Annotated in this window: 12 protein-coding genes; 3 read left to right on the top strand and 9 right to left on the bottom strand. The window is 67.6% G+C overall.

Annotated elements, in window-relative coordinates:
* Positions 1-3: 3 nt before the first annotated feature.
* Positions 4-1,278 (bottom strand): EAL domain-containing protein, encoded by a 1,275-nt coding sequence (locus CFB50_RS14130; RefSeq protein ID WP_089446278.1) that lies wholly within the window; start codon positions 1,276-1,278, stop codon positions 4-6.
* Between the two features lie 192 nt (positions 1,279-1,470).
* Positions 1,471-2,907, bottom strand: coding sequence for a multidrug transporter subunit MdtD (mdtD, locus tag CFB50_RS14125; RefSeq protein ID WP_089446277.1), 1,437 nt, complete (start codon positions 2,905-2,907; stop codon positions 1,471-1,473).
* Positions 2,908-3,124: 217 nt separating this feature from the next.
* On the opposite strand from mdtD, the gene CFB50_RS14120 reads away from it, so the two are divergent.
* On the top strand, positions 3,125-3,448 hold the full coding sequence (locus CFB50_RS14120) for a DUF2917 domain-containing protein (RefSeq protein ID WP_089446276.1): 324 nt from the start codon (positions 3,125-3,127) through the stop codon (positions 3,446-3,448).
* Between the two features lie 426 nt (positions 3,449-3,874).
* Entirely contained in the window at positions 3,875-5,266 is a 1,392-nt protein-coding gene (locus CFB50_RS14115; protein ID WP_089446275.1) for a CoA transferase, read from the top strand.
* A 21-nt stretch (positions 5,267-5,287) separates the two neighbouring features.
* Here the strand turns inward: CFB50_RS14115 and CFB50_RS14110 are convergent, their stop codons facing one another.
* Positions 5,288-6,034: a GntR family transcriptional regulator gene (locus tag CFB50_RS14110; protein WP_011352976.1), complete on the bottom strand. Its 747-nt coding sequence runs from the start codon at positions 6,032-6,034 to the stop codon at positions 5,288-5,290.
* 166 nt (positions 6,035-6,200) lie between these two features.
* Here CFB50_RS14110 and CFB50_RS14105 point away from each other — a divergent pair, with 166 nt between their 5' ends.
* Positions 6,201-7,046, top strand: a complete 846-nt coding sequence (locus CFB50_RS14105) for an aldo/keto reductase (RefSeq protein ID WP_089446274.1) — start codon at positions 6,201-6,203, stop codon at positions 7,044-7,046.
* Between the two features lie 27 nt (positions 7,047-7,073).
* Here the strand turns inward: CFB50_RS14105 and CFB50_RS40625 are convergent, their stop codons facing one another.
* The 6 genes from CFB50_RS40625 to CFB50_RS14070 all read right to left on the bottom strand — a co-directional run bounded on the left by CFB50_RS40625 (position 7,074) and on the right by CFB50_RS14070 (position 14,396).
* Positions 7,074-8,864, bottom strand: coding sequence for a hypothetical protein (locus CFB50_RS40625; RefSeq protein WP_306427273.1), 1,791 nt, complete (start codon positions 8,862-8,864; stop codon positions 7,074-7,076).
* Between the two features lie 290 nt (positions 8,865-9,154).
* The gene (locus CFB50_RS14090) at positions 9,155-10,165 is read right to left on the bottom strand and encodes a HoxN/HupN/NixA family nickel/cobalt transporter (protein ID WP_179254192.1); all 1,011 of its coding nucleotides are present in this window, start codon (positions 10,163-10,165) and stop codon (positions 9,155-9,157) included.
* A 163-nt stretch (positions 10,166-10,328) separates the two neighbouring features.
* Positions 10,329-12,440 (bottom strand): elongation factor G, encoded by a 2,112-nt coding sequence (gene fusA / locus CFB50_RS14085; RefSeq protein WP_069248671.1) that lies wholly within the window; start codon positions 12,438-12,440, stop codon positions 10,329-10,331.
* 216 nt (positions 12,441-12,656) lie between these two features.
* Positions 12,657-13,157, bottom strand: coding sequence for a DUF192 domain-containing protein (locus tag CFB50_RS14080; protein ID WP_069248670.1), 501 nt, complete (start codon positions 13,155-13,157; stop codon positions 12,657-12,659).
* Between the two features lie 163 nt (positions 13,158-13,320).
* Entirely contained in the window at positions 13,321-13,536 is a 216-nt protein-coding gene (locus CFB50_RS14075; protein WP_011352970.1) for a hypothetical protein, read from the bottom strand.
* 281 nt (positions 13,537-13,817) lie between these two features.
* Complete coding sequence (locus CFB50_RS14070) at positions 13,818-14,396, bottom strand: pseudouridine synthase (RefSeq protein ID WP_089446272.1); 579 nt, start codon at positions 14,394-14,396, stop codon at positions 13,818-13,820.
* Between the last annotated feature and the right edge of the window lie 236 nt (positions 14,397-14,632).

The raw sequence follows: 14,632 nt of genomic DNA, 5'->3' as shown, positions 1-14,632 counted from the left end.
CGTTCATTCGCGGTTGAGTGCCGCTTCCCAGTTGATGTCGACGCAGAGCACCTGCATGCCGGTCGCGACCGGCGCGGCGATCGACGCGGTCACGCACAGGTGCGCCTCGTTGATCGACAGGTAGGGCGACGTCAGGTGCACGCGGCCCGGTGCGCGCATCGCGTCGATGAAGTACGGGCGACGTTCCCAGCTCGCGCCTTCGGAGTGCAGCAGCGGCCGGAAGCGCTTCGCGCGCTGCGAGACGCTGCCGCGGGCGAGCACGTTGTCGCCGATCTGGCGTCCCGATGCATCGAGCAGGAAGCAGCGCGCGGTCTCGGGCAGCCCGAGTACGACGGCTGCCGCGTCGGTGAGCGGCTCGCCCGCGCCGAGCTTGCGGCTCGCTTCCTCGAGCGCCGCGACGTACGGTGCGAGCCGTTCCGCCTGCGTGCGCTCGCGTTCCGCGACGCGCAGCCGCAACGCGGCCGACAGCGTGTCCATGCAGCCCGCGGCGGCCTGCGGCTGCACCGGTTCGACGCTCGGCCCCGCGAAGTACTGGCCCTGCACGAAATCGACGTCGCACTCCAGTGCGATCAGCGCGTCGCGCTCGGTCGCGAGCCCGCCCATCAGCACGAGCTGCCCGGATTCGTGCAGCAGCGACACGAGCCCCGGGAGCACGCGTTCGAGATGTGAGTGCTCGCTCGCCTGCGCGAGAATGCCGCGGTCGAGCGTGACGATGTCGGGATGCAGGTGCCACACGCGGTCAATGTTCGAATGCTTCGCGCCGAATCCGACCAGTGCGATCAGGAAGCCGGCCTTGCGCAGCCCGTCGACGATCGCCGCGTAGCGCGGCGTCTCGCCGCCTGCCTGTTCGGGCACCTCGAGCACCACGCGGTGCGGCGGCAGCCCGAGCGCCTTCAGGTTCGCGAGCAGCGCGTCGCTGTAGATGGTGTCCATCAGCGCGGCCGGATGCAGGCTCAGGAAGAGCCATTCGTCATGGCTGTCGAAGGCGTGGAAGTTGCCGAGATGCAGCGATTCGGCGAGCCGGCCGAGCTCGAGCAGGTCGCCGCGCCGCGCCGCCTGCGTGAACACCTCGTGCGACGCCACCTGGCGGCTTTCCTCGTCGTGCGCACGCAGCGACGCGTGATAGCCGATCGCGCGGCGGTGCGACACCGAGAAAACGGGCTGGAACACGCTGAACACGGTGTAGCCGCCGTACAGCACGGTGCGCCGGTTCCCGTCGTCGCCCGCGACGGGGCGGGGCGGCTGAAAGCCGGGGGGATCGATTTCGATCATGCTCATGATGTCGGCCGAAGGAAGACTGCCAGTTTACCTAGAGAATAGGCGAGCAAGAAGCGTGCACGGCGTCGTATCGCGTGCGGCGACGCGTCGCGCGGCCGAGCCGCGGGGCATCGTCGGCGTTTCAAATGCACATCGCGGGGCCGCGCTGCACCGTGATGGTGCGCGCCGATCCGGTTCGGCGCGCGCCACGCATCACGCGCGTTCGGACGGGTCGGTCTTGCGCGCGGTACTGCGGATCTCGGGCGCGAGCTGCGCGAAGATCCACGCGGAAGCCGCCGTGATGATCCCGACGCAGATGAACGTCGCATGGAACGCCGGCAGCGTGTTGCTCGGCGTCACGGTGCGCAGCATGCCCGTGAACGTCGCGAGCAGCGCGCCTGCCACCGTGACGCCGAGGCTCATCGACAGCATCTGCACGAGCGAGAACAGGCTGTTGCCGCTGCTCGCACCGCCCGTGCCGAGATCTTTCAGCGTCAGCGTGTTCATCGCGGTGAACTGCATCGAGTTGAAGCCGCCGAACAGCGCGAGATGCACGACCTTCACACAGACGGGCACCGTGTCGCGCATCAGCGCGAAGCTCGCCATCATCACGCCGACCATGATCGTGTTCGCGAGCAGCACCTTGCGGTAGCCGTGCCGCGTGATCAGGCGCGTGATGATCCGCTTCGAGAACATTCCGGCGGCGGCCACCGGCAGCATCATCAGCCCGGCCTCGAAGGCCGAGTAGCCGAGGCTCACCTGCAGCAGCAGCGGAATCAGGTACGGCATCGCGCCGCTGCCGATCCGCGCGAACAGGTTGCCGAGCAGCCCGACGCTGAACGTGTGGATCCGGAACAGGTCGAGCGAGAAGATCGGTTGCGGCGCGCGCACCGCATACAGCCCGTACGCGACGAAGCACGCGAGGCTCAGGATCAGCAGCACGAGCACGGCCGCGTGCTGCATTCCGAGATCGGCGAGCCCGTCGAGCGACAGCGAAATCGCGACCATGCCGATCGTCAGCAGCAGATAGCCCTTCAGGTCGAAGCGGCCGACGGCCGGGTTGCGCGAATCGGGCATCGAATAGAAGGTTGCGATGCAGCCCGCGACGCCGACCGGCACGTTGATCAGGAAGATCCAGTGCCACGACGCGATCTTCACGAGCCAGCCGCCGAGCGTCGGCCCGATCAGCGGGCCGATCAGGCCCGGAATCGCGACGAACGACAGCGCGGGCAGGTAGCGTTCGGCCGGGAACGTGCGCAGCACCGCGAGCCGTCCGACCGGCAGCAGCATCGCGCCGCCGACGCCCTGCACGACGCGGAACGCGACCAACTGCGTCAGCGTATGCGCGTTTGCGCACAGCAGCGAGCCGAGCGAGAACACCAGGATCGCGCTGAAGAACACCCGCCGAGTGCCGAAGGTGTCAGCGAGCCAGCCCGACACGGGGATCATCACCGCCATCGTCAGCGAGTACGCGATCACGACCGACTGCATGCGCAGCGGCGATTCGCCGAGGCTCGCGGCCATCGACGGCAGCGCCGTGTTGACGATCGTCGAATCGAGCGTCTGCATGAAGAAGCCCGTTGCGACGAGCCAGAGCATCACGGTGAGGTTCTTTTCGCCGGGAGCGGCGGCAGGCGGGCGCTGGAACATGGGGGCGGGATGGTGGCGCGGGACAGCCGACATTGTAGGGAAAGCCATTGCGCCGTGCAGCTTCGGCGCAAGGGCGGTGCGCAGTCCCGCCGGCGGGTGCCGTCCCCGTTGAATGACCAGTACAGTTCAGCCAAAAGTGTCTGCAGCCGTATCTGTCCGTGTGCTGCCGCTGTCCGAAATACTGATGCCATCGGACCCGTGCGACCAGGAGGCTGCCATGCGCGAACTGCGACTTTATGTGATCGATGGCGACGAGCCGGCCGGTCGGTGGCGGATCGTCGATCGCACCTCGCTGGAGGTGGCCGACGGTGATGTCTGGGTGACGGTCGAGGGGCGGCACGACGATCACTGGCTCGGTGCCGGGGATTCGTTGATGCTGATGCCCGGCATGCGCGTATGGGTCAGCGCGGGGTCGCAGCGTGCGACGTTCGCGTTCGGTCCGCTCGAGGTGCCGGCGAATCGCGCCGCGCAGGCGTGGTGGCGGCCGCTCGTCGCGTGGCGCGACGGCCGGCGTCATGCGCCCGTATCGCTGCCGACGTAGCGCGCCCGGGGCTGGATCAGTGCTCCGTCCATGCATCGTTCGAGCGCATGCGTGATTCAGCCGGCCGTGTGGTCATGCAGCGATCTGCGCGATCGGCGAGTCCGGCTCCGGTACGTCTCGGTCGCGCGAGCATTTCGCGTCGGCACGGCAGCGTGCGGGCAGCCGCACGCTGTCCGCGGGATGTTAGCAGTGCCCGGTTGCGTGATCCGGTCGTAAGCGCAGCAGGTCGCGTTTCACCTGCGCAGGGGGCACGCCGGTATCGCGGATACTGGCAGGCTTCCTGCGCACTCGAAGGTGCGAGGTCGGCCGCTTCTGCCGGAACGCAGGGGATACGACCGCGCGATGTTCGGATTCGCGCAATGAGGATTGCTCGCGACCGCCGCCGATCCTAGACTCGATCTTGTCTTCCTCATCGCCCATTCCGCCATGACACCCGAACTCGCGCTGGCGCATCTGTGGCGGCTCGCACACGGCGGCCCCGGCGCGCTGGCCCGTGCGACCGTGACGGGGCAGGACCCGACGCTGCCGTCGACCTTCCGCGTCGGCACGCTGGCCGCGGCGACGATCGCGGCAGCCGGGCTCGCGGCGGCCGAATGCCACCGGCTTCGCACGGGCGTCGCGCAATCCGTCGACGTGTCGGTGCGCGACGCGCTCATCGCATTCCGCAGCGAACGCTACCTGCGCGTGGACGATGGTCCGCCGCCGGAGTTGCGTCATCCGGTGACGGGCTTCTTCGAGACGGGCGACGGCCGCTGGATCCAGCTGCACGCGAACTTCCCGCATCACCTGAATGGAATTCTCGACGTACTTGGCTGCAGCGCGCAGCGGGACGATGTCGCCGCGGCGATCCGCACGCGGGACGGCGCGGCACTCGATACTGCGCTGGCCGAGGCCGGGATGTGCGCGGCATTGATCAGAACACCTGACGAGTGGGCGTCACTCGAGCAGGCGCGCGCGATCGCGTCGCTGACGCTGTTCGAGATCGAGCGGATCGGCGACGCGCCGGTCGAGCCGATCGGCCGCGGCGAAGCCGGCCAGCCGCTCACGGGAGTGCGCGTGCTCGATCTCACGCGCATCATCGCGGGGCCGGTCGCGGGCCGCACGCTGGCGTCGCACGGCGCGCAGACGCTGCTCGTCAACGGCCCGCACCTGCCGAACATCGCGCCGCTCGTGATCGACAACGGGCGCGGCAAGCGTTCGACGTGGATCGACCTGCGCGATGCGGCGGGCATCGATACGCTGCACGCGCTCGCACACGACGCGGATGTGTTCCTGCAGTCGTACCGGCCCGGCGCGCTCGCGGCGCGCGGCTTCGCGCCGCACGCGCTGGCGATGCGGCGGCCCGGCATCGTGTACGTATCGATATCCGCGTACGGGCATGCGGGGCCGTGGGCGCAGCGGCGCGGCTTCGACAGCCTCGTGCAGTCGGCGAGCGGGATCGCATGGCAGGAGCAGCAGGCTGCGCACGCGGACGGGCCGCGCCACCTGCCGTGCCAGGCGCTCGATCATGCAACGGGCTATCTCGCGGCGTTCGGCGCGATGATCGCGCTCGCGCGCCGGGCGCGCGAAGGGGGAAGCTGGCACGTGCGGCTGTCGCTCGCGCAGACGGGACGCTGGCTGCAGTCGTTCGGCATCGTGCCGGACGGCCTGCAGGCACCCGATTTCGCGCGCACCGACGTGAGCGACCGGATCGAGCGCATCGCGTCGCCGTTCGGCACGCTCGACGCGGTGCGGCCGGCCGAGCGGTTGTCGGCGACCCCGCCGTCGCTTGCGCGCCCGCCCGTGCCGCTCGGCACCGACGACGCGCGCTGGCTGTGAGGGCCGGCCGCGCGGCGGGCGTTACTTGCGCAGCTCGACGACGAAGTCGTAGTAGTCGTTGCGGCAGTAGGTATCGGTCAGTTCGATCGCGCGCTGGTCCGACGTATAGCCGATTCGTGTGATCAGCAGCAGCGCGTCGTGCGGCGCGATGCCCATCTGCTCGGCGATCTCGTCGGTCGCGTTGACCGCGCGGAAATGCTGCAGTGCGCGCACGATCGGCGTGCCGCGCGCTTCGAGATAGCTGTACAGCGAGCCGCCGATCGCCTGCGGATCGGGGATCAGCGTCGCGGGGAACGTCGAATTCTCGACGGCCATCACGATGCCGTCGGCGAGGCGCAGGCGTTTCAGGCGCGTAACCGATGCGGCCGGCGACAGCCCGAGCTGGATCACTTCGTCGCGGTTCGCCGGCTGGATCTCGCGCGCGAGCCATTGCGAGCTCGGCTTGAAGCCGCGCCGTTCGAGCATTTCGCTGAAGCTCGACAGCCGCGACAGCGGATCTTCGTAGCGCGGCTGGATGAAGTTGCCGGCGCCCTGCGTGCGGCGAATCAGGCCTTGTTCGACGAGCAGCGCGATCGCCTTGCGCGCGGTGATGCGCGAGACGCCGAGCGCATCGGACAGCACGCGCTCGGAGGGCAATGCCTCGCCGGCCGTCCAGCGGTTGTCGTGGATCGCGTCGCCGAGCTTGCGGGCGAGCTGCAGGTAGAGCGGCGTGTCGTTGTCGGGGTCGGGGCGCAGGTCCTGCCAGCGGTCGTCCGTGGATGCCTTCATGGAGTGGGTATCGATCTGATTGCGGCCATTCTAAGTCATCACGTGGCGCCGTTATAGCCGGTTTTTGCCGTGCAATAGGTGAATGGCGCGCCGATTGACTACACTGATGCGTCGTATTCCATGGCTGGGCCGCGGTGCGCGGCCACGAATCCGCAACGAGGAACGCATGACAGACACGATCGCCACGGTCGTCCTGCCGGATGGCGAGACGATTCCGAAGCTTGGCCTGGGCACGTGGGAAATGGGCGAACGGCCCGCCCGGCGCGCGGACGAGATCGCCGCGCTGCGCGAAGGCGTCGCGCTCGGGATGACGCTGGTCGATACGGCCGAGATGTACGGTGACGGCGCGACCGAGGAGCTGGTCGGAGAAGCACTCGCGGGCTTGCGCGACGACGTGTTCCTCGTCAGCAAGGTCTATCCGCACCATGCGAGCCGGCGCGGCGTCGTCGCCGCATGCGACGCGAGCCTCAAGCGCTTGCGTACGGATCGGCTCGACCTGTACCTGCTGCACTGGCGCGGCTCGGTGCCGCTCGAGGAGACGGTCGAAGGCTTCGAGGCGCTGCAGCGCGCGGGCAAGATCCGCCACTGGGGCGTGAGCAACTTCGATACGGCCGACATGGCCGAGCTCGTCGATGATGCCGGTGGCGGCGCGTGCGCGACCAACCAGATCCTTTACAACATCGCGCGGCGCGGCCCCGAGTTCGACCTGCTGCCGTGGCTTGCCGAGCACCGGATGCCGGCGATGGCCTACAGTCCGGTCGATCACGGGCGGTTGCCGAAGCACTCGCCGCTCGACGAGATCGCGCGGCAGCGCGGCGTGTCGGTGATGCGCGTCGCGCTCGCGTGGGTGCTCGCGCAGCCGGGGGTGCTCGCGATCCCGAAGGCGTCGCGGCTCGAACACGTGCGCGACAACCGGGCCGCGCTCGATTTCGAATTGAGCGATGACGAGCGCGCGCAGCTTGACGCATATTTCCGTCCGCCGCGCAGCAAGCGCGCGCTCGAGATGCTCTGACGATACCCGGTCGGGCAACGCGTCCGGTCAGTGGTTGCCGCCGGACGAGCCGCCGTTGCCGTGACCGCCGCCATTGCCGTTGCCACCGTTGCCGCCAGCACCGTTGCCTGAGCCGCCGTTGCCGTTGCCAACGCCATTGGCACCACCATTGCCAGCGCCACCACTGCCGTTGCCATTGCCATTGCCACCGCCATTGCCGTGACCACCGGTGCCATGGCCGCCGCCGTCACCGTTGCCGTGACCACCGCCGTCGCCATGGCCACCACCGTTGCCGTGGCCACCACCGTCGCCGTGACCACCGCCGTCGCCATGGCCGCCACCGTTGCCGTGGCCACCACCGTCGCCGTGACCACCGCCGTCGCCATGGCCGCCACCGTTGCCGTGGCCACCGCCGTCGCCATGGCCGCCACCGTTGCCGTGGCCACCACCGTCGCCGTGACCACCGCCGTCGCCGTGGCCACCACCGTTGCCATGGCCACCACCGTCGCCGTGACCACCGCCGTCGCCATGGCCACCACCGTCGCCGTGGCCACCACCGTTGCCGTGGCCACCACCGTTGCCGTGGCCACCACCGTTGCCGTGACCACCGCCGTCGCCATGGCCACCACCGTTGCCATGGCCACCACCGTCGCCGTGGCCACCACCGTCGCCGTGACCACCGCCGTCGCCATGGCCGCCGCCGTTGCCATGGCCACCACCGTCGCCGTGACCCCCGCCGTCGCCATGGCCACCACCGTTGCCATGGCCACCACCGTCGCCGTGACCACCGCCGTCACCGTGACCACCGCCGTCGCCGTGACCACCGCCGTCGCCATGGCCACCACCGTCGCCGTGACCACCGCCGTCGCCGTGACCACCGCCGTCGCCGTGACCACCGCCGTCGCCGTGGCCACCACCGTCGCCGTGACCACCACCGTCGCCGTGACCACCGCCGTCGCCGTGGCCACCACCGTTGCCGTGACCACCGCCGTCGCCATGGCCACCGCCGTCACCGTCGCCACCGCCTCCGTGTCCGCCATGGCCTCCGCCACCGGAAGTACCACCACCGGAAGTACCACCACCGGAAGTCCCGCCTCCCGAAGTACCGCCACCGGAAGTACCGCCACCGGAAGTACCGCCACCCGAAGTACCGCCTCCCGAAGTACCGCCTCCCGAAGTACCGCCTCCCGAAGTACCGCCACCGGAAGTACCGCCACCCGAAGTACCGCCTCCCGAAGTACCGCCTCCCGAAGTACCGCCACCGGAAGTACCGCCACCCGAAGTGCCGCCACCGGAAGTGCCGCCACCGGAAGTGCCGCCACCGGAAGTGCCGCCACCGGAAGTACCGCCACCCGAAGTGCCGCCCCCCGAAGAACCACCCCCGGAAGAACCTCCACCCGAACCCCCGCTGCCAGACGCATTGCCTCCGCGGCCCGAGCCGCCCGTACCACTCGTGCCACCGGATGTTCCGCTTGTCGTTCCGCCGACACCAGCAGGCCCGACGGTACCGTTCCCGTTGTTGCCGCTACCGCTAGCGTTGCCATTTCCGGTACCGGGGCTGCCGCCGCTGCCATTGCCGCCCGAGCCTGCGCCATTTCCGCCAACGCGCCCGCCGGCGAAAACGTGCACCGCGCACGCAGCCGGATTGGCTTTGCACGGCGAAGCGTCGTCGACCAGCGTCATGATGGCGTCCGCGCTGGCTACTGCATTGGCCGCGGCGTCCGGTGTCGCATCCTGTGCGACGGCATACGAGCAGCAGCACGCGAACGCGGCTGCGGCGAACAAGGTTGCGCGATAGCGCCGTCCCGGCGTACGGAACGGTTGTTTCTTCTTGAGCATCATGGCCTCCCCATGCGCGCGATGCCTCGTCGCCGCGCGGTTACCTAGGTGTGGTGCAGGGAGCCGGTAAAGGTTCGTAGTCCTATCGGAAGCCGATCGCTTTCGGGCGGGCGCTGGACGCCAGCCGCGAGCGCGGAACGGTATGCGGGCCCGCCGTGCGAATCCCTATCTGCGAGATTCGTGCCACCGGCCGCCTGCGCCCGTCGCGCAAGGCGCACGCGAGCGCGCGACGGCGCCTGCAACGTCTTTGGGGGGAGTTTTGTTTCCGGAATGAAACGTCTGAGCTATGTTCAGCGCGCAGGCGCATCGGCCGCGCGCTGCCAGCGGTGGAACAGGATCGACGCGATCCAGCAGACGAGGAACAGGGCGACGATGCCGTAGCCGATCGAGCCGAAGCGTTCGCCGAGCGCATCGAGCGCGTCGCGCACGGGGCCTGTCAGAGACAGCTTGTCGGCCAGCAGGCCGGCCGCCTCGATCCCGCCGATCGCCAGCGCGACGGCCGCGGACACGAACGTGATGCTCGCGTTGTAGAGCAGCTTGCGCTGCGGATCGTCCATCGCCCAGCCGTACGCGTGAATCATCAGCACGTTGTCGGTCGAGTCGATCAGCGTCATGCCGGCGGTGAAAAGCGCGGGAAACAGCATGACCGTATAGACCGGCAGCCCCTGGCTCGCCTGCGCCGCGGCGATCGCGAGCAGGCCGATTTCGGTTGCAGTATCGAAACCTAGTCCGAACAACACGCCGACCGGGTACATGTGCCAGCTCTTCGACACGAACCGGAACAGCGGACGCAGCAGCCGGGACACGAGCCCGGCAGGGCGGTGCACATGCGCGGCATCGTGTGCATGCCCGTGCGTGCCGCGATAGCGCCGCCACACGTCGCGCAGGATCACCAGGTTCACGCACGCGAGCACGAGCAGGAAGGTGGCCGACACCGCCGTGCCGATCGTGCCGCCGATCTCGCGGAATGCATCGAACCGGTCGCGCAGCGCGAACGCGGTCAGCGCGATGCCGAGCGTCGCGGCGATCACGATCGTCGAATGGCCGAGCGAGAAGAACAGGCCGACGCTCACCGGACGCTGGCCTTCCTGCATCAGCTTGCGCGTCGCAACGTCGATCGCGGCGATGTGATCCGCGTCGACCGCATGACGCAGCCCGAGCCCGTACGCGATCGCCGCGGTGCCGAGCAGCAGCGGATGGTCGCGCAGCACCGCGAATGCCCACAGCCAGACGGCGACGTTCGCGGCGATCAGGCCGGCATAGAGGGTCAGCAGGCGGCGCAGGGCAGGGGTGGGCGGCATCGGGCGGGTTCCATCTGACGAATCGCCATCCATTGTGGCACGCGAAAAAAAGCTCGGCGCGCCGATCAACAAGCCGCGAACGCGATGCGCGCCGGATGAAAAAAAGCCCGTCCGGAACCGGACGGGCTTTGCGCGCATGCGCCGGAGCGCGGGCGAGCGGCGCTTACTTCACTTTCGCGTTGATCACGGCTTCCGACACGTTCGCCGGCGTTTCCGCGTAGTGCTTGAACTCCATCGTGTACGTCGCACGGCCCTGCGTGGCCGAGCGCAGCGACGTCGAATAGCCGAACATCTCCGCGAGCGGCACCTCGGCACGCACCAGCTTGCCGCCGCCGCCCGCGATGTCCTCCATCCCCTGCACGATGCCGCGCCGGCTCGACAAGTCGCCCATCACGTTGCCCATGAAGTCCTCGGGCGTCTCGACCTCGACGGCCATCATCGGCTCGAGCAGCACGGGCTTTGCCTTGCGCATCGCTTCCTTGAACGCCATCGAGCCGGCCATCCGGAACGCGTTTTCGTTCGAGTCGACGTCGTGGTACGAGCCGAACGTCAGGTGCACTTTCACGTCGACGACCGGGTAGCCCGCGAGCACGCCGCTCTTCAGCGTCTCGGTGATGCCCTTGTCGACGGCCGGGATGAATTCGCGCGGAATCACGCCGCCCTTGATCTCGTCGAGGAACTCGTAGCCCTTGCCGGGGTTCGGCTCGAGCGTGATCACCGCGTGGCCGTACTGGCCGCGACCACCCGACTGCTTGACGAACTTGCCCTCGACGTCGGACGCCGTCGTGCGCACCGTCTCGCGATACGCGACCTGCGGCTTGCCGACCGTCGCCTCGACGCCGAATTCGCGCTTCATCCGGTCGACCAGGATTTCGAGGTGAAGCTCGCCCATCCCCGAAATGATCGTCTGGCCGGATTCTTCGTCGGTCTGCACGCGGAACGACGGATCTTCCTGCGCGAGGCGGTTCAGCGCCAGGCCCATCTTTTCCTGGTCGGCCTTCGTCTTCGGCTCGACGGCCTGCGAGATCACCGGCTCCGGGAATTCCATCTTCTCGAGGATGATCGGCTTCGCCGGATCGCACAGCGTGTCGCCGGTGGTCGCTTCCTTCAGGCCGACGGCCGCCGCGATGTCGCCCGCGCGCACTTCCTTGATTTCCTTGCGCTCGTTCGCATGCATCTGCAGGATCCGGCCGAGCCGTTCCTTCTTGTCCTTGGTCGCGTTGAGCACCGTGTCGCCGGATTCGACGACACCCGAATACACGCGGAAGAAGATCAGCTGGCCGACGAACGGGTCGGTCATGATCTTGAACGCGAGCGACGAGAACGGCTCGTCATCGCTCGGATGGCGTTCCGCCGGCTTTTCCGGATCGGCGAAGTCGTGGCCGAGGATCGCCGGCACGTCGACCGGCGACGGCAGGTAGTCGATCACCGCGTCGAGCATCGCCTGCACGCCCTTGTTCTTGAACGCACTGCCGCACAGCATCGGCACGATCTCGTTCGCGATCGTGCGCTTGCGCAGCGCGGCCTTGATCTCGTCCTCGGTCAGCGATTCATGGTCGTGCAGGTATTTCTCGAGCAGTTCCTCGCTCGCTTCCGCCGCGGCCTCGACCATCTTTTCGCGCCATTCGTGTGCGAGCTCGACGAGATTCGCCGGGATGTCCTCGTACGAGAACTTCACGCCCTGGCTTTCGTCGTCCCACACGATCGCCTTCATCTTCACGAGATCGACGACGCCCTGGAAATGATCTTCCGCGCCGATCGGAATCTGGATCGGCACGGCGACGCCCTTCAGGCGCTCGCCGATCTGCTTCTGCACGCGGAAGAAATCGGCGCCGATGCGGTCCATCTTGTTGACGAACGCGATACGCGGCACCTTGTACTTGTTGGCCTGGCGCCAGACGGTCTCGGACTGCGGCTGCACGCCGCCGACCGAGTCGTAGACCATGCACGCGCCGTCGAGCACACGCATCGAGCGTTCGACTTCAATGGTGAAGTCGACGTGGCCCGGGGTGTCGATGATGTTGATCCGGTGCTCCGGATAGTTGCCGGCCATGCCCTTCCAGAAGGCCGTGGTCGCGGCCGACGTGATCGTGATGCCGCGTTCCTGCTCCTGCTCCATCCAGTCCATCGTGGCCGCGCCGTCGTGCACTTCACCGATCTTGTGGCTCACGCCGGTGTAAAACAGGATGCGCTCGGTCGTCGTGGTTTTGCCGGCATCGATGTGAGCGCTGATCCCGATATTTCGATAGCGCTCGATGGGGGTTTTGCGGGGCACGTGAACCTCCTTAGGTTCGGATGTAAGCGGGCCGACAGTGGCGGCCCGGGCTGGACAAGCGAGACTTAAAGCATAGCGCTTGCGCGTGGCTTTTGCAGATGCGGCCGGCAGCGGCGGAATCAAGCCGGGCGCCACCGCCGGCGGGCGAAAAAAAGCCGGCGCGCAACGGGCGGCCGGCTTCGGTCGGTGCGCGGCACGGCGCCGCGGCAATGGCCGTTACTGGGCCTTCGGCAGGCCTTCGAGCTTCATGCCGGGCTTGATGCCCTTCGCGGCGAACCAGCCCTTGCTCATTTCGAGCGCATAGACGCCGTTGTTGCGCGGGCAGTGGTTGTCGGTCGTCTCGGCCTTCATCTCGTCGATGTCGGTGATCGTGCCGTCCGCGCGGACGAACGCGATCGACAGCGGAATCAGCGTGTTCTTCATCCAGAAGCAATGCACCGCGTTCTCGTTGAACACGAACAGCATGCCTTCGTTCGGCGCGAGCTGCGAACGGTACATCAGCCCCTGTTCGCGGTCGGGGTCGTTCGCGGCGACGGCCGCGTCGATCACGTACATGCCGGCGCGCAGCTTCACGCGCGGGAATTCGCTCGGCTGCTTGGCGCCGGGCGGCACTTGCGCGCTGGCGGCCTGCATGCCGAACGCCATGACGGCGAGCGCGGCGGGAAACACGGCGGCGCGCGCAAGGCGGCCGAGCGACGAGCGCAGGGAGAATTGCACAGCAAGGCTCCTATCTGGAAAACGAGACCCGCATGGTACGCGATGCGTGTCGTCGGGCACAAAAAGAAAAAGGCAGATCGCCTTGCGGTGATCTGCCTTTCAACGCCGTAAGAACGGCAAGACTGCGTGTTCTTGACTGCGTTATTTATTACAGCAAGCTTACTTAGTTCGAAGCAGCTGCCGGTGCTGCTGCGTCGCTCGCTGCAGCCTTCTTCGATGCCTTGTGGTGCTTCTTAGCTGCGTGGTGCTTCTTGGCAGCGTGCTTAGCCGGTGCCGAAGCAGCTTCAGCAGCAGCCGGAGCAGCTTCCGGAGCCGATGCTTGTGCGAATGCAGCCGTTGCGAAGAGACCAGCGACCAGAGCAGCGATCAGTTTGTTCATGTTGTGTTCCTCAGCTTTAGTTAATTAACCAAATGACCCGGCAATAGGAGTCATGTCGTCTAACGGTGCCATCCACCTTTCGGTTGACAGACGCTTCGAGAAATTTCTCATTGCGCTGCGGGCGCCGAATCGTATTCGATAAAAACGTCGCTTTCGTGACGCAAACACGGGTTCGGCTGCCAATGCCGGATAGCTAAGGTTGGCATCTGCGTGGTTTAACGCGCGATCTTCGCAGCCGGTTGACGAAAAAGATGACGAAAAATTCGCGCGTCCCGAATTCGTCATCCGGCGGGCGCGAAACCGTCCCACGGCGCGCGCGGCGGCAGCGCGATTGTTTCTCCCGGTGCAATGCCGAGCGCGAATATATCCAGTGCGCCGATGCCGACGCGCACCAGGCGCAACGTCGGGAAGCCGACAGCCGCCGTCATCCGGCGCACCTGCCGGTTCTTGCCCTCGGTGATCGCAAGCTCGATCCACGTCGTCGGGATCGCGGCGCGGTAGCGGATCGGCGGATTGCGCGGCCACAGCGTGTCGGGCGGCTCGATGAACTCGGCACGGCACGGACGCGTCACGTAGTCGCCGAGGTCGACGCCGCGCGCGAGCGCCTTCAGGTCGGCGGGGCCGGGCGCGCCCTCGACCTGCGCCCAGTAGCGCTTGACGAGCTTGTGGCGCGGCTCGGCGATGCGCGCCTGCAGCGCGCCGTCGTCGGTGAGCAGCAGCAGCCCCTCGCTGTCCGCGTCCAGCCGGCCGGCCGCGTAGACGCCGGGCGTTTTTACCCAGTCGCCGAGCGACGGGCGCGTCTCGTGCGCGGAAAACTGGCAAATCGTGCCGAACGGCTTGTTGAGGGCGATCAGGTTCATGGCGAGGCGTCCGCCCGGCGCGCCGCGGGAAGCGGGGGCGGGCGGTCTATGGCAAATGGCGGAATCTTAATGCATAATACGGAACGGCAAGTCCTCTGTCTTATATAAGACATAAGTGGGGTCTTGATACGCAGTGCCGCGCTTCATGCCGAAGTGCCCGGTTGGGGCGCTAGAATAGCGGCTCGCTGTTGCCGTCACGGGGTGGCCATGCCGCGCCCCCGCCGCGCGCGCAGCTT

Origin of the sequence: Burkholderia sp. AU33423, assembly GCF_002223135.1 — a bacterium.
Classification (GTDB): Bacteria; Pseudomonadota; Gammaproteobacteria; order Burkholderiales; family Burkholderiaceae; genus Burkholderia; species Burkholderia lata_D.
This window is presented reverse-complemented; position numbering and strand designations above follow the sequence as displayed.